Below are 20,454 nucleotides of genomic sequence, written 5' to 3' on the forward strand. Positions count from 1 at the left end.
AGGGATGATGACAAATGTTGTCTGCAACCATAGTCCAAACGAAAGAACAGCTGGAGCAATGCCTCCATATCCGCAGGGAAGTGTTCGTCCGGGAGCAGGGAGTTTCCATCGAAGAGGAGCTCGACCATTACGACGAGTCTCCGGAGTCGTGCATCCACGTTCTCCTGAGCGAAGACGCCGCTCCTGTCGGAACCGGCCGGGTCAAGGCATTCGAAGGAAACAGCGCCAAGCTGCAGCGGATCGCTGTCCTGGCCTCCATGCGCGGCCGCGGCGCCGGCTCCGCCATCGTGCAGGCGATGGAGCAAGCCGCTCGGGAAGCAGGGTACGGCCGCGCCGTGCTTGACGCCCAATGCCAGGCGGAGCCGTTCTACGCCAAGCTCGGGTACAAGCCTGTGTCGCCCGACATTTTCCTCGATGCAGGAATTCCGCATGTCAGGATGAGCAAGGAGCTGAGCTAGATTCCTGGCGGAGGGACGAATTGACTTCAGGAATTCGCCGTTCACTGATTCTCGCATAATTTTCCATTTCGGAACAGCGCCATTCTATCTTTTCATTGACTCCCCTGCCGCCCTCCTTCCCCGCAATGCAAAAAATGGGATCGATCAGGCAGAGAACGCCAAAAACCCGCATGCAGAGTCGCCCTCGCATGCGGGTTTTCAGTCAGGGCAAGTCAGTCTTGCTTGAGCGCGTCCTTGGCGGCTGCGATCAAGGCGTCGTAGAACTCGTCGTTGTCCTCGAGCTCCTCCTCCACCGCTTCGATCTCCGTTTCCGGCCCTGCCTCGTCCTTGAAGAACAAGCCGTATGCCCAGTCCTTGCCTCTCTTGTTGCTCTGCAGCGCGATTTCATATGCCTGCTTATGTCCTTCGACCTTGAATTGAACTTGTCCGACATAACCGCCGTCTTCGGCGACCGTCATCTCGGCATGGATGATTTCCCACTTCACCTGCTGCTTCCCCCTCGTCGTTCATGACCTTATCATACTTAACCTCGCCCCGGATTTCCAGCGGCATTGCGCCAGCCTCGGCGACGGGACGGAAGCCGACGATTCCGTGATGGAGGTCCAGGCGCATACCGACGCGCTGCATGTCAAAATCGACCGCCGCCATGACTTGCTCACAGGCTGCCTTCTCCGTGCCGGCATGCTCGAAAGCGATGCCGATTACCGGGCCAGAATAACAGCCGACACGATCAAATGCCTGTCCGCCTTGCGGCCGCTCAACTCCCATCCGGTTGATTCGTTCGCTTCCCCCTACGGCCTGTATACGCCGGAGGCGGTTTCCCTGCTGCGCGAGCAAGGAATCAAATACGCCTTCACGACCGCTCCCGGGCTCGCAAGCCGCACCTCCGACGCGATGCTTCTGCCTCGGGTCATTGCCGGATCGCCGGCGATCTCGAGCGCGGCGATCGCGGCCGAGCTGAACCGGCTTGCAGCCGCCATGCCGCCGCTGCTCCGGGGGGCGCCTGCAAAGGCTCCAGCAGCTCCGGCGCCTCCCGCAGTTTCGGGAAGGCAGTCTCTTCCCGCATCCAGGGGCTGTTTCACTCCCGGCGCTCCGTGCGGATCGGAAGCGCATGCCGAGGCACGGCGGCTGCGGCCCGTTCCATCCTGTTCTCGAAACGGCCCTCGTAGCGGAATACATCGCCTAGAAGCGGGCTTTTCACCCCGACACGGATCCGGAACAGACCCGCCTCGTCGTCGAACCATTCCTCTACGTCCGCTTGGCCGGTGAAAGCATCCGGAAAGCGGAATCCCGCCCAGCCCTCGTAGAACCGCTGCGCTCCCGAGCGCAGCCGGATGCCGCCCGCCGCTGTCGGCTCGATATCCAGATCGACCGCCAAATGCTGCTTATTCCCAAGATAATCGACGATGCAGCCGCGGCTGCGGCTGAAAACCATCGTCGCGTCGAAGCGGCGGATCCGCTTCGGGAAGCGGAAAGTGCGGATCCAGGTGACGGTCTCCCTCCCGAACCGGTCCTTGTAGCTGTAATTCTCCACCGTGAACGGAACGGCCGCGCCGCTCTCCGGAAACAGGATATGGCGCCGGGTGCCGATATGGAGCGGAAGCTTGGCCAGACGGTTGTGCCAGACGACATCCATGCAGCCGCTGCCGACTGCCGCGGCTGCGGAGCCGCTATGCAAGGAAAATCGCTCCTGGATTCGGGGATGCAGCTTGCTGAACTCACTTCCGAGCGCAAGCTGGTAGATCGACTTGCCGGCGTTCCTGCTTGTTCCTTGGCTCCTGTTCATAACGTCGGTCTCCTTCCTATTCATAGACGCCGCTTCCCTTCTGCCCTCGGCTGCTTGCGCAGGCATCTTGAAGCCCGGGGGCAATAAGGGACCGCAATCGCCGCCGTCGCCGACAGCGCGAGCAGCGGAATCGTTGTCGTCAGCGGATTGAACGGCTCGGACAGCAGCTCCGGACGGAGCGAGGCTCCGCATGCGGACAGCAGCAGCAGGCAGGCGGCCTGGATGGCAATGACCGCTCGGGAATGCCTGCAGGCCACTAGAAGGACGGCCGCGGCAGCTTCCGCCCCGCCGAGCAGATGAAGGGCGAATGATTGCGCTGGGGATGCCAGGCCAAGCCCCGCCAGCATGCCGAGCTCCGTGCCGGAGTCGTGGAGCAGCTTCGGCACGACACCTTCGTAGAGCCACATGCCCGCAAGAGCGGTTATAGACAACAGATGGATGGCCGCCATGGCGATGACCAGCTCCGGCTGCCACCCCTTCTCGGCCCACATCCGGAGGCGATCGAAGCTCCACGCTGTCGCCCAACCCATGAGTGGCCGGAACAAATATCGGTCCGCCAGCTTCCCGGCGATTCCAAACCGGGTCGAGTACGTGTAGCGGGTCATGAACCGCAGCCCTTCCTCCGTCTGCTCATACTGCCAGTAACCCGCTCCAGACCGGAGCAAGGACCATTTTTGGGAGGAGGAGAACCGTAAAGTCGACATCCTCCGGCCGGCAGCGGTGTCCGGCCGCGTCTTCGTTTCACCGAAGCCTTCGACAGCCGCTCCGAAGCCGATCCGCGTCCGGTAGCTGAACAGCCTTCCTTCCCGTCCCTCCGCTTGCGGCAGAAAATCGATGGACGTAAACCGAAGATCCCAGCGTTCATGCAGCTTGGGCTGCTGAGTCAGCCGCCAAAGCTCCTCAATGCCGCAGCGCATTCTCATTTCGACGTAGATCGGGGGGAGAGACGCTTTTCCCTGAACATGGTCGCTCCTGGACCGGCTCATATCCCCGCCTCCTCCGGCTCATCCAGCAGCCGGAGAGCCTCTTCGGCGCTTTCCACCTGCTTGCCGCGGATTCGTTCCGCATCCAGCAGGCTGCAGCTTCCTTGCGGCGCCAACCGGTGCCGGAGCTTGGCCAGTGCTTCATAGCCGGCATCCCGGATGCCGGAAGGCAGCGCCTGCAGCAGAGCGGCGGGCACCCGGCCGCCTCGGAGCATGGACAGCAGGAGCATGGCAGCCGTTCCTTTCGTGTACACTTTCTCTTCCGTCACCAGGACGAAACTGTTCCGTGCCGACGCCTGCAGCCCGTGCCGCTCCAGAATGACGCGAGCCGCCTCGGATTGCAGCGCCGCGAAGCGCAGCCTGTCCTCCGGATCGCGATTGGCGGCGAATCGCGTCAACGCTCCGCAGAGCGCGCAGTTCCCGTCAACGAGTGCGACAGATCGTTTCATTGTACAGCCCTCCCTTTCAATCGCCTTATCCTGATGCTTCTATCGTACCGCGGCTGCGCGGACAGCATCAGGCCTCAAAAGGAGAGGAGGGAACAGCAAAGAGGGCCTACGGTTCGTAGGCCCTCTTTGCCATGCATATGCCGCCGCGCTCGGCTCAATCCCGCTCTATTCCGGCGCCGTCTCCGTCGCCTCTCTTGATTTTCCGCACCGCTTCGCGGCTGCTGCGCGCGCCGAGCTTCTTGAGGATCCGGTTCACCTGGTTTTTCAGCGTGCTCTCGCTCTTGTAGAGCCTTCTGCCGATCTCGGCCTGGGTGTTGCCTCGCTCGATCAGCTCATACACCTCCCGCTCGGATGGAGTTAGCGGCTGAAGCTGCTCCTCCCGCTTGAGCCTGCGGAACTCCTTCAGCAGCGCCTGCATGGGCGCCGGCTGATGGACGGCCTTGCGGATCGCAGCCGGCAGCTCCCGGTAGTCCGTCTTCTCGATGTACTGCACTGCACCGGAACCGAATGCCCGGGTCATCGCCCGCTCCTCGCCCACGGAGGTCAGCATGATGACCGGCGAATTCCTCAGCTCCAGCAAGTCGGCGGCTGCGCTTATTCCGTCCCGGACACCTTCGCCGAGCTGGATGTCCATCAGGACGACATCATATTCCAATGCGGCGGCCACCTTAAGGGCCTCTTCCGGCCCACGCGCGGAAGCTGCCAGGAGCATATCAGGCTCGGAGCTCAGAAAGCGGCTCATCGCGCGGATCCAGTCCGGGTCGTCTTCCACCATCAGGATCCGGATCAGCCGATCGTCATGCTCATTTCCCATTCCTTGGTCCAGCCTCCCTTTTTCCATCAGGTAAACGGCTTGGCGCCATCGTCAGCTCCAGCGTCGTGCCGGCTCCTTCAACGGTCTTGACGTCGACCCGGCCTCCGGCTCGCTTCATGACCTGGTACACATACGACAGGCCGATTCCATAATTGCTCCGCCCCTGCTTCGTGCTGTAGAAGGGCAGGAACAGATAAGGCAGATGGACCGCGGCAATGCCGGGCCCGTCGTCGGCGATCCGAACGACAAGCTTTCTCCGCTCCCGGAGCAGGCTTGCGGAGACGGTCCCTCCCGGAGCAGCCGCTTCGACTCCGTTGGAGATGACGTTCACGAGCGCTTCCTCGAGATGGAACGGATCGCATCTCACTTCCGCAGGGACCTGGACATTGCCTGCAGCTAGAGAGACGCCACGGAGAGCGGCGGCGGCGCTGCATCGGGCAACGGATCGCAGCAGCAGCTCGTCCAGTCGGCAATGCTGCTCCCGCCAATCCATCTCCCTCGTCTGGCCGTGTATCCTCGTCACCGTATCCAGCATGCGGTCTGCGGATTCCCGGATCAGCTCCAGCTGTTCGCCCAGGCTTTCCGCCGCGCCACCTTCTGCCGCCCGCTGAGGCCTGGCCGTTTTCAGCTCCCGATCCAGCAGATCGGCTCCGATCTTGATTTTGCCGATTTCGTTTTTCAAGGAATGGCTCAGCATCGAAGCGCCCATGCCTGCCGTCCGCATCGCGCTCTCGACGGGATCACGCTCCACACGGAGCCTGATGCCGAGAACGCCGTAAAGAAAGATGGCGACCAAGGCGGCTCCCATCGAATAGGCGATGAACATGGCCACATAGGGAAAGAAATCATACTGAGGCCGCAGCGCGCGCCCGACGTTGATAAAGCCCAGGACGCCGAGAAGCGTCGGCACCATCACGGCCGTCAAGGCCAGCCTGCTCCTGCGGCTGGCGGCATGCCGCTCCCTGTGCAGCGACACCAGGAGGCATGCGCAGGCAGCGGCGTAATAGGGTCCCGCCCATAACAGCAGCATGCCGTAGTTCGGGGCATGTGCGGGCGACAGCAGCCAAGCGTCTGCGGCGGATGCAGCCGGGGCCAGCAGCAGCAGGAGCTTGGCGGCCCGCCGCTGCCTGCTTGACGGCAGGAAGCCGCCATAAATCAGGCAGAAAATCAGGACCGCATAAGGAGTCAGGCATGCATTGAACAATCCGGCTGCCTCCGCGAAGCCTGAAAGCCCCCGCTGCCGGAGCTGCTCCGTCAATCCTCCCGAAGCCGCCGTCAGCAAAAAGATGGCGGCCCAGCGGTTGACCGCTTCTCGCGGCCGGGCCAGCCAAGCCGCCGCCCCCGCTGATGTCAGCGCCGCGAAATAATAAAGCACGGATCCACCCCTTTGTCAGCTCATACTGCCATTATATCGGATAAATTGCTGGAAAAGCATAGCGGATCCTCCTGTACAACGGACTCAAAAGCCACTAATCGATGAAAGAGCAGCCAGACGATTCCCAGGCGAGCAAACGGAAAAAAGGGGCAGCCCCAAAAGCCAAAGGCTTTTGGGGCTGCCCCTTCAGTCCATCGCTAGCCGGAGCTGAGATAGGCTTGCTTCATCTGCATGCCGTAATAGCGGCAATTTTCCTCGTCCTTGCAGACGAAAGTGACTCTTTTGATGGAAGTGTCCTCGCGACTTTTGATATACGCCTTCACCTCGGCAAAAGCGATCGCAGCCGCTTCTTCCTTGGGGTACCCGTATATGCCGGTGCTGATTGCCGGAAAAGCGATGCTCGAAGCCTTGCTGGCGTCGGCGATCTCCAGCGCTCTGCGATAGCAGCTGGCGAGCAGCCGCTTCTCTCCGTGGCCTCCGCCTTGCCAGACCGGCCCGACCGCATGGATGACATAGGCGGCCGGAAGCTTGCCCGCCGTCGTAATGACCGCGTCTCCGGTAGAACAGCCTCCCTTGTCATTGCGGATCAGCATCAGCTCGTCATGTATGGCGATGCCGCCAGCCTGCATGATCGCCCCGTCTACGCCCGCGCCCCCGGAAAGGCTTGCATTGGCGGCATTGACAATGATATCGGCTTCTATGCGGGCAATATCCCCCTGGACCGTCTCGAGCAGCGTGGAATTGATCTGGATCGTCATCGTCTTCGCCTTCCTCCCGCGTACATTCTACCCAGTACTTACTCCAGGAGGACGCCGTTGAATCGGACTTACCGTTTTTTTCCGCTCTTGACCAGCCAAGGATACAGCTGAGCGCCGGGACTGGAAGATGCCAGCCAGTATTCCACGCTGTTGGACCGGCTGGCGATCGACACCCAATCTCCATAGACGGGAAGCGGATTCGGCACCGGCTGCGGAAATTTCCCCACGATCAAGTCCCCGTATTCGTAGCTGAAAGCAAGACGCCTGTTCAGGTTGTAGAACTGATACACAGCCACGGAGGAGAAGGTCGGATTGAGCGGCTCGAAGACTGCTTCCTTGTCTCCAAGCGTGAGCTGCCCGTAGGCGAAAAAAGGAATGAGCTTGCGGGAGAGCAGCAGACGCATCCGCGGGAAGTCTTCATCCTGCCTGCCTGCCGGAAGAGCCAGCTGCCGGCTGTAGCGCTCAGCCTGAGCGGGAGTCGTTATCCAGACCGAATTGAACCGGATCACCGGTCATCCCCCCTCCATTCTTGCTCATACATATCCGAGTGGAGGCCGTTATATTCCCGAGCATGACGGAGGATAATCGAAATCAAGGGCGAACATAAATAAAGGCCGGATCAAAGGATCCGACCTGTCGATATTGAAATAGAAACCAATAAATGATATGATCCATTAGATGGTTAAATGAAATGAGTTAAATCACATTTATCTCAATCATATTATACGCCCATTATCCTCTGCCGTCAATCTTTTTTTCGGCAGGCTGATGACCGGGCAATACGAACCAAGGAAAGGAAGTGCCCCATGGCAAACCGCGAGTTATGGAAGCAGGAGCAGGACCGCGTCGATGCCGTGCGCGGGGAGCTGCAAACGAGGATCGCTCGCGACGAGCCGCTCGTATCGGATCTCAAAACGCAGGTCGTTGATATCCGCACCGACTTCTGGGATGACGTGACCGTCAACCTGACGGCTGGCGACGATCGGCTGGAGACGGCGATAAGCATGAAACAGCAGGCGGAAATCCTTTCCGAGCGCGAGCGCAGCCACCGCCTTCTGCGGGAAGGATTGACGAAAATGCGCCGCCTGCTGCCGTCTCCCTACTTCGGCCGCATCGATTTTCAAGAAAATGAAGGCGCCGGCAGCATCGATCCGGTCTATATCGGCACCGCCTCCTTCCTCACTGAAGACGGAGAGAGCTTCCTCGTCTACGACTGGAGGACGCCTGTCGCCAGCCTTTATTACGATTACGGTCCCGGCCCCGCTTCCTATGACACACCGGGGGGCCTCATCGAAGGCGAAATGACGCTGAAGCGGCAGTTCACCATTCGCGATGGCGTCATCAAGGCCATGTTCGACACAGGGATGACAATCGGCGACGAGCTGCTGCAGGAAGCTCTCAGCCGCAGCTCGACCTCCCAGATGCAATCCATCGTCGGGACCATCCAGCGGGAGCAGAACGCCATCATCCGCAACGACCTCTCCAGGCTGCTGATCGTCCAGGGCGCTGCCGGCAGCGGCAAGACATCCGCCGCTCTGCAGAGGGTAGCCTACCTGCTGTATAAGCACCGTACGCGGATAGGCGCGGACCAGATGGTGCTGTTCTCCCCCAATCCGATGTTCAACAGCTATATTTCCTCGGTGCTGCCTGAGCTTGGCGAGGAGAATATCCGGCAAACGACATTCCAGCAGTACGTGGAGTCGCGTCTGGGCCGCCGGTACGACATCGAGGACATCAATGACCAGCTCGAAGCGATATTGGACGAATCCGGCGACGCCGCCCGGCGCAGCCTCCGCCTCGACGCCATCCGCTACAAAAACTCAGCGGACTTTCTGGAGCGGATCCAATCGTTCGCGGACAGCCTGCTTCAGTCCGGCATGAAATTCCGCGGCTTCAAGTTCAGAGGCAAGCTGCTCATCAGCCGCGAAGACATCAGCGCCCGCTTCTACGGCTGCGAAGCCCATATCCGGCTGCCGAACCGCATCGAGCTGCTGCGCGACTGGCTCCTGGAGGAGCTGGCGAGGCTGGAGCAAGAGGAATGCGCCGAGGAATGGGTGCGCAACGAAATCGAATATCTCGATAATGACCGTTACCAGAGCATCTACAAACAAATGCGCAAGCAGCGGGGCAAGAGCGGCGAGGAGCTTGACGAGAGCGCGCTGGAGGAAAGGCTGCTGCGGGAGCAGCTCGTTCGCGAGGCTTACAAGCCGCTGCGCCGGATGGCCGCAAGGCTGGCGTGGATCGACATGCACAACCTTTATCTGCAGCTGTTCCGGGAAGATGCAGCCGGCTCCGGCCTCCCGACGTCATGGGCGGATATTTGCCGCTTCACTCGCGAACGGCTTGCCGAACGCTGTCTTCCCTACGAGGACGCCTCGCCCATGCTGTATTTGACGGAGCTGGTCCAGGGCTTCCGCACCAATACCGGCATCCGGTACGTGCTCGTCGACGAAGCCCAGGACTATTCCCCGTTCCAGTTCCAGTTCCTCAAAAGGCTGTTTCCATTCGCCAAGATGACGGCGCTCGGCGACTTCAACCAAGCCATCTTCGCCCACTCCACGGAACTCGAAGGAAATGCCCTGCTGGCCGGTCTGTACGGAGCCGAGGAAACGGAAACGATCGTGCTCAGCCGCAGCTACCGCTCCACCCGCCCGATCGTCGAATTCACCCGCTCGATGCTTCCGGGAGGCGATGCCATCATTCCGTTCGACCGTCCCGGGGAACTTCCCGAGGTGATCGCCTCCGCCGGCACGGCGGATCGGGACCGCCTTCTTGCCGCCAGCCTGCTGGAGCTGCGGCAAGCCGGCTCCGGCTCCGCAGCGGTCATCTGCAAAACGGCGGCCGAAAGCAAGGCGGCATGGGAAGCGCTGCGCTCCTATCCGGGTTTGGAGGACCTTCGCCTCGTCACGAAGGATACCGCCACATTCCAGAGCGGCCTTATGGTCATTCCCGCTTACCTGGCCAAGGGCGTCGAATTCGACTCCGTTCTCATCCATGACGCTTCGGCCGAAGCCTACGGCGAAGAACGGCTGCGCAAGCTGTTCTACACGGCTTGCACGAGAGCAATGCACCGCCTGCTCCTGTTCAGCCCAGGCGAGCCAAGCCGCTTCATCCTCGAGGCGGCGGAAGGAACCTATAGGCTTGAGCCTTCCCTGACTTCGAAAAAGTGAACGCGCGGCCCGGATGAACGCCTAGTTCCGCTTCCGCATAGGATGTCATAGACAGATATCCTGTCAGGAGAGGAAGATGGATTCATGGAGCTCACGCTCACAGCCATCCATTGGGTTTACCTGCTGCTGATCGGCGTCATCGTCGCCTTCATGGCCATGCGCCGAGATACGACAGTCGTCTGCGTGCTCGGCACCGGCATCATCGGCTTGCTGGCGAGCGGCACGCTGAGCGGCGCGGTCAGCGGAACGTTCAACAGCCTTATCTATGCGATCAAGGAATTGTCCGGAACCATCCTCATCATTTCCATTATCGTCGCCATGAGCCGGCTGCTCATGGAAACCGGCGTGAACGAGGTGATGATCCGGCCGTTCACGGGATTGATCCGCTCTCAAGGGATGGCCTTCTGGGGAATCGGCCTCATCATGATGGTCGTATCGTTCTTCTTCTGGCCTTCTCCAGCCGTCGCGCTGATCGGAGCCGTTCTGCTGCCGGTCGCCCTGCGGGTCGGACTTCCGGCTCTCGGGGCGGCCATGGCGATGAACCTGTTCGGCCACGGCATCGCGCTGTCGGGAGATTATATCATCCAGGGCGCCCCCAAGCTGACGGCCGACGCGGCCGGCCTGCCGGTCTCCCAGGTGATGGAAGCCAGCGTGCCGCTCGTCATCGTCATGGGAGTCGTCACGACTCTAACGGCCTACTGGTTCATGAGACGCGATCAGAAGTCCGGCGCTTGGCGCGACGGTCTCGTCGGCTCCGGCTCCGCAGATTCGATTTTCGGAGGGGTTCCGCATGCCCGGCCGTCCGCACAGTCCGCCGGCCTTGGCATCGGCACCAAGAGAGCGCTCGCCATCCTGATCCCGCTCCTGTTCGCCGCCGACGTCGCGGTCATGTTCGCCCTCAAGCTCCAGGGAGGGGACGCGACCGCTCTCATCGGAGGCACCGCCGCGTTGATCACGGTCGTTCTGTCCATGCTTGCCCACCGCGGCACAGGACTGGAGAAATCGACCTCCTACCTCGTGGACGGCTTTCTGTTCGGCTTCAAAGTGTTCGGTCCGGTCATCCCGATCGCGGCATTCTTCTACCTCGGCGACTCCGCCTTGCCGTCCTTGTTCGGCGAAGCCGCCCTCCCCGCCGGATCCCACGGCATCGTCAACGATCTGGGCGTCGCGCTGGCCCACGCGGTACCGGTCAACGGAGCCGTCGCAGCCGCAACGCTGACGGCGGCCGGAGCCATAACCGGCCTCGACGGCTCAGGGTTCTCCGGCATCTCGCTGGCCGGCTCGATCGCCCATCTGTTCGGCACGGCGATCGGTTCGGGAACCGGCACGCTGACCGCGCTGGGGCAGATCGCGGCCATCTGGGTCGGCGGCGGCACGCTCGTGCCGTGGGCGCTCATTCCGGCGGCGGCGATTTGCGGCGTCAGCCCGTTCGAGCTCGCCCGCCGCAATCTGAAGCCGGTGCTGATCGGACTCGCCGTGACGACGGTCGTAGCGATCTTCCTGCTCTAAGGCCTTTCTTGAAGCCCGTTGAATGACAAAAGCCTGAAGCCCTCTGGAAAGGGGCTTCAGGCTTTTCGTCCTTTAGTGCTTCGAGCTGCCTGGCATTCAGGACAATATGTTCTCTATCGCGAATGCTTCAGGCTATGACATTACTCCAGGCTTCCGGCCCTTTTCCTACGAGGAAGGCTTTGCCGCCACTCCAATCGTTTTGGTCCAGCTTTTGCCGCTGTCCTTGGTGGAATAGACTGCCGTCTCGCTGCTGCCGCCGACGGTGATCCAGCCGATGGAGGGGCTTGCGAAGCTGATCGCCGCGCCCCCGAATCCCGGCAGCATGCCGCCGCTGCTCCATGTCCTGCCTCCATCCGAGGAGCTGCCGATGGCGACCTTGCCGGCCGCAGGCGAGTAGCCGGACAGAATGGCCGTGCTGCCGATCAGCTCCAGCTCGCCGGGATGCCCTCCCGGAGAAGCCGGCCCCATGCCGGTGACAGCTTCTCCTTCGCCGGGGGCGTGTCCGCCTCCGGCCGTATTTTGCCCGATCGTCCGGATCCATGTCGATCCCGAATCCGAGGAAGCGTACAGCGAGTACGATTGCTGCGACATGCCCGCTCCTCCCATGAGCATCGCCCACACGGCTTGCCCGGATACGCGCACGACGCCTCCGCTGGCCTCGTCCGACGGGACCGACAGCTTCGCGGTCCAGCTCTTGCCCCCGTCCAGCGTCTGCTGCAGCCGGTATCCCTTGGATGGATCGACGACGATCGCCCAGCCGGTGTTGCGGCTGGAGAACTCGGCTCCACGCGTGTTCGGAGGCGTCGGAATCCTGCTCCAGCTGGCCCCTCCGTCCGACGTATAGTAGGAAAAGGCGCGGCTGTACCCGAATCCGCGCGAAGCGTCCAGGAACCGTATCCGCTCCAGATCAGCCGTTCCCGGCTTGAGCTTCTCCCATGTGGATCCGCCGTCGGCCGTCTTGATCAGCGCGTTCGGTCCGGACGCCGCGGATCGGGCCAGCCCCCATCCGGTCGTATTGGATACGAAATCCATCTGCGAGAACTGCCAGGTCCCTTGATAGATCGACTGCCAGTTGCATCCGCCGTCGGAGGTGCCGATCAGAAAGCCGTTGCCGGCAGCCCTTCCGGTCGACGGATTCAGGAAGTCGAGAGTCGAGAAGCGGAAGCTCCCGCCTCCTGCAGGCTCGCCGGCGAAAATGCCATGGTCTCCGTCCGTGCAGCCCGGAGCCGCCGCTTCGGCCAAGCCGGGCTTGCTCAAGCTGCCGATAGGACCGGCCGAAGCCAGAAGAACGCCGAGAAGGACTGCTGAAACAATGAAAGAGCGTTGAATTGATTTCATGACTGAGTGACCTCTCCTTGTGGCAACCCTGTCCTCAGGGTGTGGTTGATGAGCTATGATTTCCAGGCTTGCGCAGATTCCGGCGGGCATTTCCATCCCGAACAGGCTGCGCCTGACATCGTTGATAACGTGCTTCAAGGCCGACAAGTTGCATCTCCTACCGGACACTCTCTGCTTTTTTTCACGCAAGACGCGGCCTATGGACGGGTGCCTATTGTTCTTTTTACCCCATGGAGCCCTATGAATAACGTCCGTCTTGCCCCGATTCATGCCGGGCATCCCCTGGCGTAGCGGTGATCGTTCAGCTGCAAGAGGTTCAGTTCTTTCGTTTCCCGCCTTGCAAGATGGGTTAATGGAGCACATGTCCAACCGAGATCAAGGAGGAATAACGATGAATAAAAAACTGCTTGCTACAGCCGTCGGCGCCGGAGTCACGTACTTGATGCGCAACAAGCCGGCCCGAGACAAATTGTTCCGCACCGTCAAATCATTGGCTTCCGGAGGTGCGGGCAGCCGTCCTGCAGCAACGGGAACGGCCAAGCCTCTAAACGAAACGACCAAATGATTCCAGCGCACAGGCAGCCGGCTCATCCATTGCGATGGCCGGCTGTTTTTCCGTGTGGGTCCGAGCTTGGACAACAGTCCGTTCTCCTTATCGCTTGAGCTCCGATCGGCTCTAGTCACCCTTCCTCGTTTCCATTTATTCCACGACAAAAAGACCGGTCCCGAAGAGGAACCGGCCGAGCAGATAGATGCGGCCCGGTGATGCTGTCCAGTCCCGCGAAGTCTTACAGGACGACGAACAGGAAGAAGACCGCTGCAAGAGCAAAGCGATAATAAGCGAACCAGCTGAGCTTGAGCTTCTTGATCAGGTTGATGAACGTGGTCACCGCGATGAGGCCGACAATGAAAGAGACGACCAGGCCGACTGCGAACAGGCCGTAATCCTCCGGCACGAGCAGGTCGCGGCTCTTGATGAGGTCGACGCCGGTAGCGCCGATCATCATCGGAACAGACAGGATGAAGGTGAAGTCGGCTGCCGCCTTTTGGCTCGTGCCCATGAAGATGCCGCCGGAAATCGTGGATCCGGACCTGGAGAAGCCGGACCACAGAGCGAGAATTTGGAAGATGCCGATTCCGAACGCCTGCTTGTACGTGATGTCATCCACCGTCTCGGCGGATGGCAAGCGGCCCTTCTGATACTGCTCGGCGAAAATCATGAGAATGCCTCCCACGATCAAGGCGACCAGAACCGATTTGAAGTTGAACAGGTAATCCTTGATGAAGCCGTGCAGCAGGACGCCAAGTATGCCTGCCGGAATCATGCCCAGAATGATGTGGATCAGATTAAGGCCGGAATTTTTGGAGAAATCGAATTTGAGAAACCCGACGAAACGCTTGAAATAAAGAACGAAAACGGCTAAAACGGCTCCAAGCTGGACGACGACCTCGAACACCGTGGCCCGGTCGCCGACGAAATCGAGCAGCTTGGCGGCCAGAATCATGTGGCCGGTCGACGATACGGGAATAAATTCCGTCAAGCCTTCGATAATGCCCAATATGATTGCTTTGATATAATCCAAAATATCCGCTCCCCTAACTTCCTATGGTTGGGCTCGGCAGGCAGCGCCAGGCTCGGGCTGCCGCCGCTGCCTTCAGTATCCGGCCTCTACGGACGCAAGCACGACATAGATCAAATCGCTCACGTCCTGCTTGTCTTCCAGCACGATGCCGCTCGACGTGAGCATGCCTCCGGCCACGACCTCGATGGAAACCTCCCCGTAGGGAAGCTCCGCGCGGACGGCTTCCAGATCCAGGTTCTCTTCGTCGCAAGGCACGGCCAGCCGCACCCTCACCTTCATATTCTCCAGCTTGCCGTCCGGCAGCACGGTGCGGATGCCGGGCATGGAATTGCGGTGGATCGCATCCTGCACAGCCCTTACCGCAGCCTTGGTCACGTTCTGTCCATGCAGATCCGTCCCCATGCCGAGCTCGATGAACATTACTTGCCGCATGAATTCACTCCTCCCAATGTGGTTCCGAATCGCTGCCCGATATGCTCACACCCCTGCTTGCCTGAAGCTTACGGAGGTTCCTGTAGCTTGAGGCTTACGAAGCTTACGGAGCTTCCTGAAGCTTATGGAGCTTCCTGAAGCTAATGGAGCTGGCCGAAGCTTACCAGGGGACGTCGTCGTCCTCCGCCGAGGCGGCGGCCTCAGCCTGTCCGGCCGCGCCATCGCCTTGAGGAACGGCAGTCCCGCTCTCCTCCGTGCCGATCACTTTCATCACTTCCTCAAGCTCCGGCGGATGGATGAGCTCGACGGGCGAAATGCCGCGCTCGAACTGGAAGAAGTCTCCTTCCAGGACGGCCACGTAACGGCCGTTGTGTCGGGCGAAATGCAGCGATTTGCCGAAATCGGACAGCAGTCCCTTGACCTGGACTCCGCCAAGCTTGAAGCTGAGCGCCAGATCCTCCTTCTGCTCCACGAGAACGGCCGAAGCGGCGAATACCTGCTCCGGCGTCCATCTCTCCAGCAGCTCGCGCTTGTCCGACGCGGCCCAGATCTCGACGGCCTCTTCCTCTTCCTTGCGCAGATGGCCCTGATCGTCCTGCCACTTGTCCTCCATGTATTGCTGCACCATTTCGAGCACCTGCTCGCCCATCACCTCGGGAAGCGGACGCTCATAGCTGACGAACTTCAGGAAATCCTCGAAGTATCTCGCATGCGAGGCCTGGTGAAGCTTGACCTCCCAGGAATCCATCATTCCCTCCTCCGGCATATGCGGATAGAGGATCGATTTCATGCTGCGCGCGCTGATGGCCATCTCCACGGTGGAGATCAGGCTTCTCTCGTCCGCGATGCGGGCTATTTTCGGTTCGAAATCGCATTTCAGGATGAACAGGAACGGCTGGTCGAACAGCTTGGACAGCGTCGCCTGCACCGCGATGAGCGCGCCGCCCCGGACTGCCGACGTATCCATATATATGCGGACGAGCTCGTCGGCTATGCTGTGGAACCGCTCGGCATCCTCGGCGCTGCGCAGCCGCTGCAGCAGATTGTAGTCGGGATTGCTGTCCAGCTCATACCCCGGCTCGACGCGGAAGCGGCCGATCTTGGTCGGCACCGATTCCGAAGCGGGGTTGCGCTCCGCCTTGCGCTTGACGATCCTGGCGAATTCGCCGCTGAGGAAATCCTTGAGCGGACTGTCCTCGTAATCTTCTCCGTCCATCGTCTGGAAATGCTTGAACCGCTTGCCGCTGTCCGTGCTCTCCCCATCAGTCTGAATGACGAAGAAGCTCAAAAACTGCACATCAAATTCCATGGTCTCCGGGCAGCTCCTTCGCGCTGTATTGGTCTGTCCTATTAGGATAGCACAACCTTTCCCGGCGCGACATGACTTTCAGCAGCCTGGCCCGGTTGTAGCGCTGCACGAGAATGCAAGGGAGATTGGCCGCGAGCGCATAGGCCGCCATGATCGCCATGCCGAGTCCATTGTTCCAGACGGCGAACAGAGGAAGCGGCAGGATCATCAGCCAATGCGTGAGCTCTCCGCGCCGCGTCTCGGCAGCGAAGCGCCGGAGATAGTCCGGATCGGCGGACAGCAGCCGCTTCTTGGCGAAGCCGCTCCGGATCCAGCCTCCTCCGTCCGGAAGCCTGTCCTTCCATTTGTGGATGCCGAGCTTCCTCTCATACCAGCGTCCATCCTTCTCGAACGGCAGCAGCCGCGTCACGCCGGCATCCTTGTCGTATCGCTGCCAGGGACGCCTCAGCGCGGAAGCCACGGAGAAGGCATGCAGCAGCACCAGGACGCCTGCGTCCAGCATGATCGTAGCCGTCGTTCCGGGTTCAAGCCACATCGATATCCCTGCCTTTCCACGATACGCGCCGCCTAATGCAGGAACGATAGAGTCCGTACGCGAATACGCCGCAGAAGTAGGCCAAGCCGAGCGGATAGAGCGCATACGTCCAGGCGCCGAACGATCCCGACAGCCGGAACGCCCTGCGGCAAGTCCATGCGGCAAAGGCGTAAAGCACGAGAAAGACCGCCAGCTCAGCGGCTTGCGGCTGTCCGGAGACAGCCTTCGCAGCGGCCGACAAGGCTCCGATCGCGGCGCCTGACAACCCGGATATCCATAGGATCGTCAGCGCCAGCATGCGCAGCTGCGCGGACGCCGCGCCAAGCGCGATGCTCTTGGCCCAGCCCGCCGCAATCGCCTTCATGCCGCCGTCATACATGCGGAAAGACAGCCTGCTCCCGCCCGCATAGGCCCGGCAAGCCATTCCTGCCGACCGGAAACGCGCCGCAAGGCGGTCATTTTCCAGCACCTCGCCGCGAATGGCCGCGTGGCCTCCGGCCATCCGGTAATCTTCCCGGCTGCAGAACAGGCAAGGCCCGAACGAGCCTTCCCGGCCACGCCTCGCGATCGGCGAGAATCGTCCGGAGCCGGCCAGCACGGCCGCATTGAAAAAGGCGGACAGCTGCTCTGCAGGACTCCCGATCCGGTGGTACGGCTGCACGGTTGCGCAGCCGCCTTCACCTGCGGCTTCCGTCAACAACCGCAGCAGATCGGGCGCAGGGCGGACATCCGCATCCAGGAACAGCAGGAAGCTTCCCGTGGCCGCGTCCGCTCCCTGAGCGCATGCCCAGGCTTTGCCCTGCCAGCCGGCCGGCAGACGGCCGGCTTCGATCAAAGTGACGCCGCGTGAGACGGCGCTCTGCCGTGTCCCATCGGATGATCCGTCATCGACCACGATGATTTCCTTTGGAGCCGGTACCATCGACTGCAGCAGCGGAAGCAGCTCTTTCAGGTTGGCTTCCTCATCACGAGCAGGCACGATGACGCTGATCTCCATTCCGGTTGACGAGCCAGCGCCTGCAAAGGTTTTTCTCCCGAAATGGTCCAAGCTGTTCCTGCCTCCCCTTCCCCAGCCGAAAAGCAGCAGGCCGCATCCGATGAGCAGCCCCTGCCAGATCCATTCCATCCACATGAAGATCTCCTCCTTGTCCTTGCCGGCATTCTCGAAATCTTTGAAAGCTCCCCCGTATCGAGAGAGAGAATACGGTCCACAATGGTTAAAAATGGAATAACCGCAGGATGTTAACCAGTATCGACGGTTTCGGCATCCCTAATCCAAGGAGGAAAGAACAAATGAGCAAAGACATCATCGTCGTCGGAGGCGGCCTCGCCGGACTGTCGGCAGCGATCCGGCTGAGCGCTGACGGCCATAAGGTTACGGTGCTGGAGAAGAACGAGCGCGCGGGCGGCAAGCTGAATGTCCGTTCCGGACAAGGGTATTCCTTCGATACCGGACCATCCATCCTGACGATGCCCTGGACGCTTGAGAAGCTGTTCGCTTCTGCCGGGCGCAAGCTTCATGATTATATCGACATCCAGCGAATCGAGCCCCAGTGGCGCGGAATATACGAGGACGGCAAGGTGCTGGATCTCGTCGGCGATCTGCCTTCGCTGATGGACGGCATCGCGGAGCTGTCCCCGCAGGACCGTGAAAGCTTCCTTTCGTTCCTCGATTACTCGAGAAAGCAGTACGATCTCAGCATGAAAAGCTTCTACAGCCGCTCCCTGAGCGGTCTGTCCGATCTCAGGCAGCAGCATTCCCTCAAGGAGCTGCTGGCGATGGATCCGATGAAATCGATGGCGCAGGTCACGGAGAGTTACTTGAAGCATCCGCATCTGCGGCAAATCTTCCAATTCTTCGCGATGTACGTCGGCTCTTCCCCTTATGCGGCGCCTGCCGTCCTTTCGCAGCTCGTCTACGTGCAGATGGGCCTCGGCATCTACTTCGTCACAGGCGGCATGTACGGAATCGCGCAGGCCGAGCTCAAGCTGCTCAGCGAGCTTGGAGCCGAAGTGCGCACCGGAGCGGAAGTCGTCCGCATCCTCGATTCCAACGGACGGGCGGCCGGAGTGGAGCTGGCCGGCGGAGAAACGCTCGAGGCCGATCTCGTCGTCTGCAATCTGGAAGTCATCCCGGCGCACAGCTCCCTGCTGGCGCAAGCTCCCGGCAGCCGGCGCGCCGCCGAGAAGCTCGTCAAATACGAGCCGTCCGTATCCGGCCATGTGCTGCTGCTCGGCGTGGACCGCAGCTACGAGGCGTTCAAGCATCACAACTTCTTCTTCTCCCGCGATCCCGAGCGGGAATTCCGCGACATGTTCGTCGACAGGATGCCGACGGACGATCCGACCGTCTACGTCGGAATATCCTCCAAGTCGGATTCCAGCCAGGCTCCGGAAGGCTGCGAGAACTGGTTCGTGCTGACGCATGTGCCGCCCATTGCCGAAGGAGAGAGCTGGGAGCAGCATCGCGAGCGCTATCGCAGCCTCGTGCTCGACAAGCTGGAGCGGATGGGCGCCGAAGGCCTGCGCGGGCATATCGTCTACGAAGAGCAGTTCATCCCCGATGACCTGCGCAGCCTGTACGGAGCGAACGGCGGCTCCATCTACGGCACGGTGACCGACCGCAAGCTGAACGGAGGATTCAAGATTCCGAGCCGCAGCTCGGTGCTCGAGGGCCTGTATTTCGTCGGCGGCTCGACCCATCCGGGCGGCGGCGTGCCGATGGTCACGCTGAGCGGACAGCTGACGGCCGATCTCATCCGCGAGGATCTCGCCCGCTATCAGGCGATGTAAGATCGTTCAGGTCTCGATTCGGAAGGGATAGGGGTTTCTTTCGAATGACAGCGAGGCCTTGAGATTCATATAAGCAGCAGGCATGAATCCTCACGCAAAAAGCCCGCTTGTCGGACCATCCGGTCCGCAAGCGGGCTTCTTGCGCGGGAGAGCCGCATTCCGGCTCCGGCCGGAGAGGCTCCGGCCGTTCAAAGCTTCCATTTGCGGCCGTATTTGATATGGGGCCGGTTATCGATTTCATCGATATACATCCAGCCGAGGTGGATGCCCAGCAGCAGCAGGAACAGGCCTCCCAAATAAAAGCCGAACGGGCCAAGCAAAATCAGAACATATGTGCATAGCAATACCGCTACACGCCCGAAGAGCGCTATCATCCATTCAACTCTCCCATCACTACAACAGGCAGCAATGAGGTATATTTTACCATACCTGCTATTGTTTCTCTATGCATGCTTCTTTTTAATCAGAAAATGGTCTTCCATTCCATGGAGCGCTCGATATGCGTCCTCGATCCGATCTCGACCGTTTCCTGCATGCCGTAATCCCTCGCACCCATCTTTTCATAAAAGAAACGCGCCGGGTTTCCTTCCAAAACCCATGCATGCAGAGTGAGATAGCCCAGATCCTGCAGCCTTCCCCGCATCGTGCGGAACAGCTCCGTTCCCCATCCCGCTCCCTGGTACGCCTCCAGCAAATAGAGCACGTACAGCTCCGCGCTGCCTTCCTCCGCCACGTCCCGGCTCCTGCCGGCTTTGAGGAATCCGACGATCCTTCCTTCGCTGTTCTCCAGCACGAGCGTGCAGGAGCCTGAATCCGGAGCGGCCAGAGCCCTTTCCCACATCGCTTGTCTCGGCCCGGTCTCCATCGCCTGCAAATAGGCCGGATCGACGATGTTCTTATACGTCGTCTGCCAGCTGCCGACCTGAACGGCGGCTATTCCAGCCCCATCGCCCGGCTTCGCGTCGCGGATGCTAATCAGCGCTTCGGATTCCATTCCCCGAATCCCCCTCAAGTTTTTTCCCACTCTACCATAACTGGACCAGGAGGGAAAGTCTTCCATCCCCGACGCGGGAGAGGATTGATTTCTTCCTTGAACGTCAGAATGAAAAGAGCCGAACCTCCTGGTCTTACCCCTATCAAGCAGACAAATGAAAAAAGCCGA

22 protein-coding genes are annotated in these 20,454 nt (G+C 60.6%); 5 read left to right on the forward strand and 17 right to left on the reverse strand.

Annotated elements, in window-relative coordinates; all coding sequences use genetic code 11:
• Positions 1–14: 14 nt before the first annotated feature.
• A complete protein-coding gene (locus tag ACLBWT_RS16455; RefSeq protein WP_447664207.1) occupies positions 15–458 on the forward strand; it encodes a GNAT family N-acetyltransferase in 444 nt (147 codons plus the stop codon).
• A gap of 212 nt (positions 459–670) precedes the next feature.
• Here the strand turns inward: ACLBWT_RS16455 and ACLBWT_RS16460 are convergent, their stop codons facing one another.
• The 9 genes from ACLBWT_RS16460 to ACLBWT_RS16500 form a co-directional block, all read right to left on the reverse strand.
• Positions 671–943, reverse strand: coding sequence for a hypothetical protein (locus ACLBWT_RS16460; protein ID WP_447664208.1), 273 nt, complete (start codon positions 941–943; stop codon positions 671–673).
• 306 nt (positions 944–1,249) lie between these two features.
• Positions 1,250–1,540: a hypothetical protein gene (locus tag ACLBWT_RS16465; protein ID WP_447664209.1), complete on the reverse strand. Its 291-nt coding sequence runs from the start codon at positions 1,538–1,540 to the stop codon at positions 1,250–1,252.
• A complete protein-coding gene (locus tag ACLBWT_RS16470; RefSeq protein WP_447664210.1) occupies positions 1,537–2,244 on the reverse strand; it encodes a DUF4166 domain-containing protein in 708 nt (235 codons plus the stop codon). Before ACLBWT_RS16470 ends, ACLBWT_RS16465 begins: the two co-directional genes overlap by 4 nt.
• 20 nt (positions 2,245–2,264) lie before the next feature.
• Positions 2,265–3,230, reverse strand: coding sequence for a DoxX-like family protein (locus ACLBWT_RS16475; protein ID WP_447664211.1), 966 nt, complete (start codon positions 3,228–3,230; stop codon positions 2,265–2,267).
• On the reverse strand, positions 3,227–3,676 hold the full coding sequence (locus ACLBWT_RS16480) for a thiol-disulfide oxidoreductase DCC family protein (RefSeq protein WP_447664212.1): 450 nt from the start codon (positions 3,674–3,676) through the stop codon (positions 3,227–3,229). Before ACLBWT_RS16480 ends, ACLBWT_RS16475 begins: the two co-directional genes overlap by 4 nt.
• 154 nt (positions 3,677–3,830) lie before the next feature.
• Positions 3,831–4,490, reverse strand: a complete 660-nt coding sequence (locus ACLBWT_RS16485) for a response regulator transcription factor (protein ID WP_447664213.1) — start codon at positions 4,488–4,490, stop codon at positions 3,831–3,833.
• Positions 4,480–5,865 carry a sensor histidine kinase gene (locus tag ACLBWT_RS16490; RefSeq protein WP_447664214.1) on the reverse strand — a complete coding sequence of 462 codons (1,386 nt, stop codon included), beginning with the start codon at positions 5,863–5,865 and terminating at the stop codon, positions 4,480–4,482. Before ACLBWT_RS16490 ends, ACLBWT_RS16485 begins: the two co-directional genes overlap by 11 nt.
• Positions 5,866–6,062: 197 nt before the next feature.
• The gene (locus ACLBWT_RS16495) at positions 6,063–6,623 is read right to left on the reverse strand and encodes a macro domain-containing protein (protein WP_447664215.1); all 561 of its coding nucleotides are present in this window, start codon (positions 6,621–6,623) and stop codon (positions 6,063–6,065) included.
• A 68-nt stretch (positions 6,624–6,691) separates the two neighbouring features.
• Positions 6,692–7,132, reverse strand: coding sequence for a hypothetical protein (locus ACLBWT_RS16500; RefSeq protein ID WP_447664216.1), 441 nt, complete (start codon positions 7,130–7,132; stop codon positions 6,692–6,694).
• 297 nt (positions 7,133–7,429) lie between these two features.
• On the opposite strand from ACLBWT_RS16500, the gene helD reads away from it, so the two are divergent.
• Entirely contained in the window at positions 7,430–9,793 is a 2,364-nt protein-coding gene (gene helD / locus ACLBWT_RS16505) for an RNA polymerase recycling motor HelD (RefSeq protein WP_447664217.1), read from the forward strand.
• 84 nt (positions 9,794–9,877) lie between these two features.
• Positions 9,878–11,302, forward strand: coding sequence for a hypothetical protein (locus ACLBWT_RS16510; RefSeq protein WP_447664218.1), 1,425 nt, complete (start codon positions 9,878–9,880; stop codon positions 11,300–11,302).
• 165 nt (positions 11,303–11,467) lie between these two features.
• Here ACLBWT_RS16510 and ACLBWT_RS16515 read toward each other — a convergent pair whose 3' ends face one another.
• Complete coding sequence (locus ACLBWT_RS16515) at positions 11,468–12,640, reverse strand: WD40/YVTN/BNR-like repeat-containing protein (RefSeq protein WP_447664219.1); 1,173 nt, start codon at positions 12,638–12,640, stop codon at positions 11,468–11,470.
• A 391-nt stretch (positions 12,641–13,031) separates the two neighbouring features.
• Between ACLBWT_RS16515 and ACLBWT_RS16520 the strand changes: the two genes are divergently transcribed.
• Positions 13,032–13,205 (forward strand): hypothetical protein, encoded by a 174-nt coding sequence (locus ACLBWT_RS16520; RefSeq protein ID WP_447664220.1) that lies wholly within the window; start codon positions 13,032–13,034, stop codon positions 13,203–13,205.
• Positions 13,206–13,428: 223 nt separating this feature from the next.
• On the opposite strand, the gene ACLBWT_RS16525 is transcribed toward ACLBWT_RS16520, so the two are convergent.
• The 5 genes from ACLBWT_RS16525 to ACLBWT_RS16545 all read right to left on the reverse strand — a co-directional run bounded on the left by ACLBWT_RS16525 (position 13,429) and on the right by ACLBWT_RS16545 (position 17,631).
• Positions 13,429–14,226: an undecaprenyl-diphosphate phosphatase gene (locus ACLBWT_RS16525; protein WP_447664251.1), complete on the reverse strand. Its 798-nt coding sequence runs from the start codon at positions 14,224–14,226 to the stop codon at positions 13,429–13,431.
• Between the two features lie 69 nt (positions 14,227–14,295).
• Positions 14,296–14,655, reverse strand: coding sequence for a Lin0512 family protein (locus tag ACLBWT_RS16530; RefSeq protein ID WP_447664221.1), 360 nt, complete (start codon positions 14,653–14,655; stop codon positions 14,296–14,298).
• 160 nt (positions 14,656–14,815) lie between these two features.
• Complete coding sequence (locus ACLBWT_RS16535; RefSeq protein ID WP_447664222.1) at positions 14,816–15,964, reverse strand: DUF3900 domain-containing protein; 1,149 nt, start codon at positions 15,962–15,964, stop codon at positions 14,816–14,818.
• The gene (locus tag ACLBWT_RS16540) at positions 15,954–16,499 is read right to left on the reverse strand and encodes a glycosyl-4,4'-diaponeurosporenoate acyltransferase CrtO family protein (RefSeq protein ID WP_447664223.1); all 546 of its coding nucleotides are present in this window, start codon (positions 16,497–16,499) and stop codon (positions 15,954–15,956) included. Before ACLBWT_RS16540 ends, ACLBWT_RS16535 begins: the two co-directional genes overlap by 11 nt.
• Positions 16,489–17,631 (reverse strand): glycosyltransferase, encoded by a 1,143-nt coding sequence (locus ACLBWT_RS16545; RefSeq protein ID WP_447664224.1) that lies wholly within the window; start codon positions 17,629–17,631, stop codon positions 16,489–16,491. The genes ACLBWT_RS16540 and ACLBWT_RS16545 overlap by 11 nt, the downstream gene beginning before the upstream one ends.
• 161 nt (positions 17,632–17,792) lie before the next feature.
• Between ACLBWT_RS16545 and ACLBWT_RS16550 the strand changes: the two genes are divergently transcribed.
• A complete protein-coding gene (locus ACLBWT_RS16550; protein WP_447664225.1) occupies positions 17,793–19,292 on the forward strand; it encodes a phytoene desaturase family protein in 1,500 nt (499 codons plus the stop codon).
• Between the two features lie 188 nt (positions 19,293–19,480).
• Here the strand turns inward: ACLBWT_RS16550 and ACLBWT_RS16555 are convergent, their stop codons facing one another.
• Positions 19,481–19,666: a hypothetical protein gene (locus tag ACLBWT_RS16555; RefSeq protein WP_447664226.1), complete on the reverse strand. Its 186-nt coding sequence runs from the start codon at positions 19,664–19,666 to the stop codon at positions 19,481–19,483.
• A gap of 89 nt (positions 19,667–19,755) precedes the next feature.
• Positions 19,756–20,286, reverse strand: coding sequence for an N-acetyltransferase family protein (locus ACLBWT_RS16560; RefSeq protein ID WP_447664227.1), 531 nt, complete (start codon positions 20,284–20,286; stop codon positions 19,756–19,758).
• Positions 20,287–20,454: the final 168 nt, after the last annotated feature.

Source organism: Paenibacillus sp. D51F, from assembly GCF_053345695.1.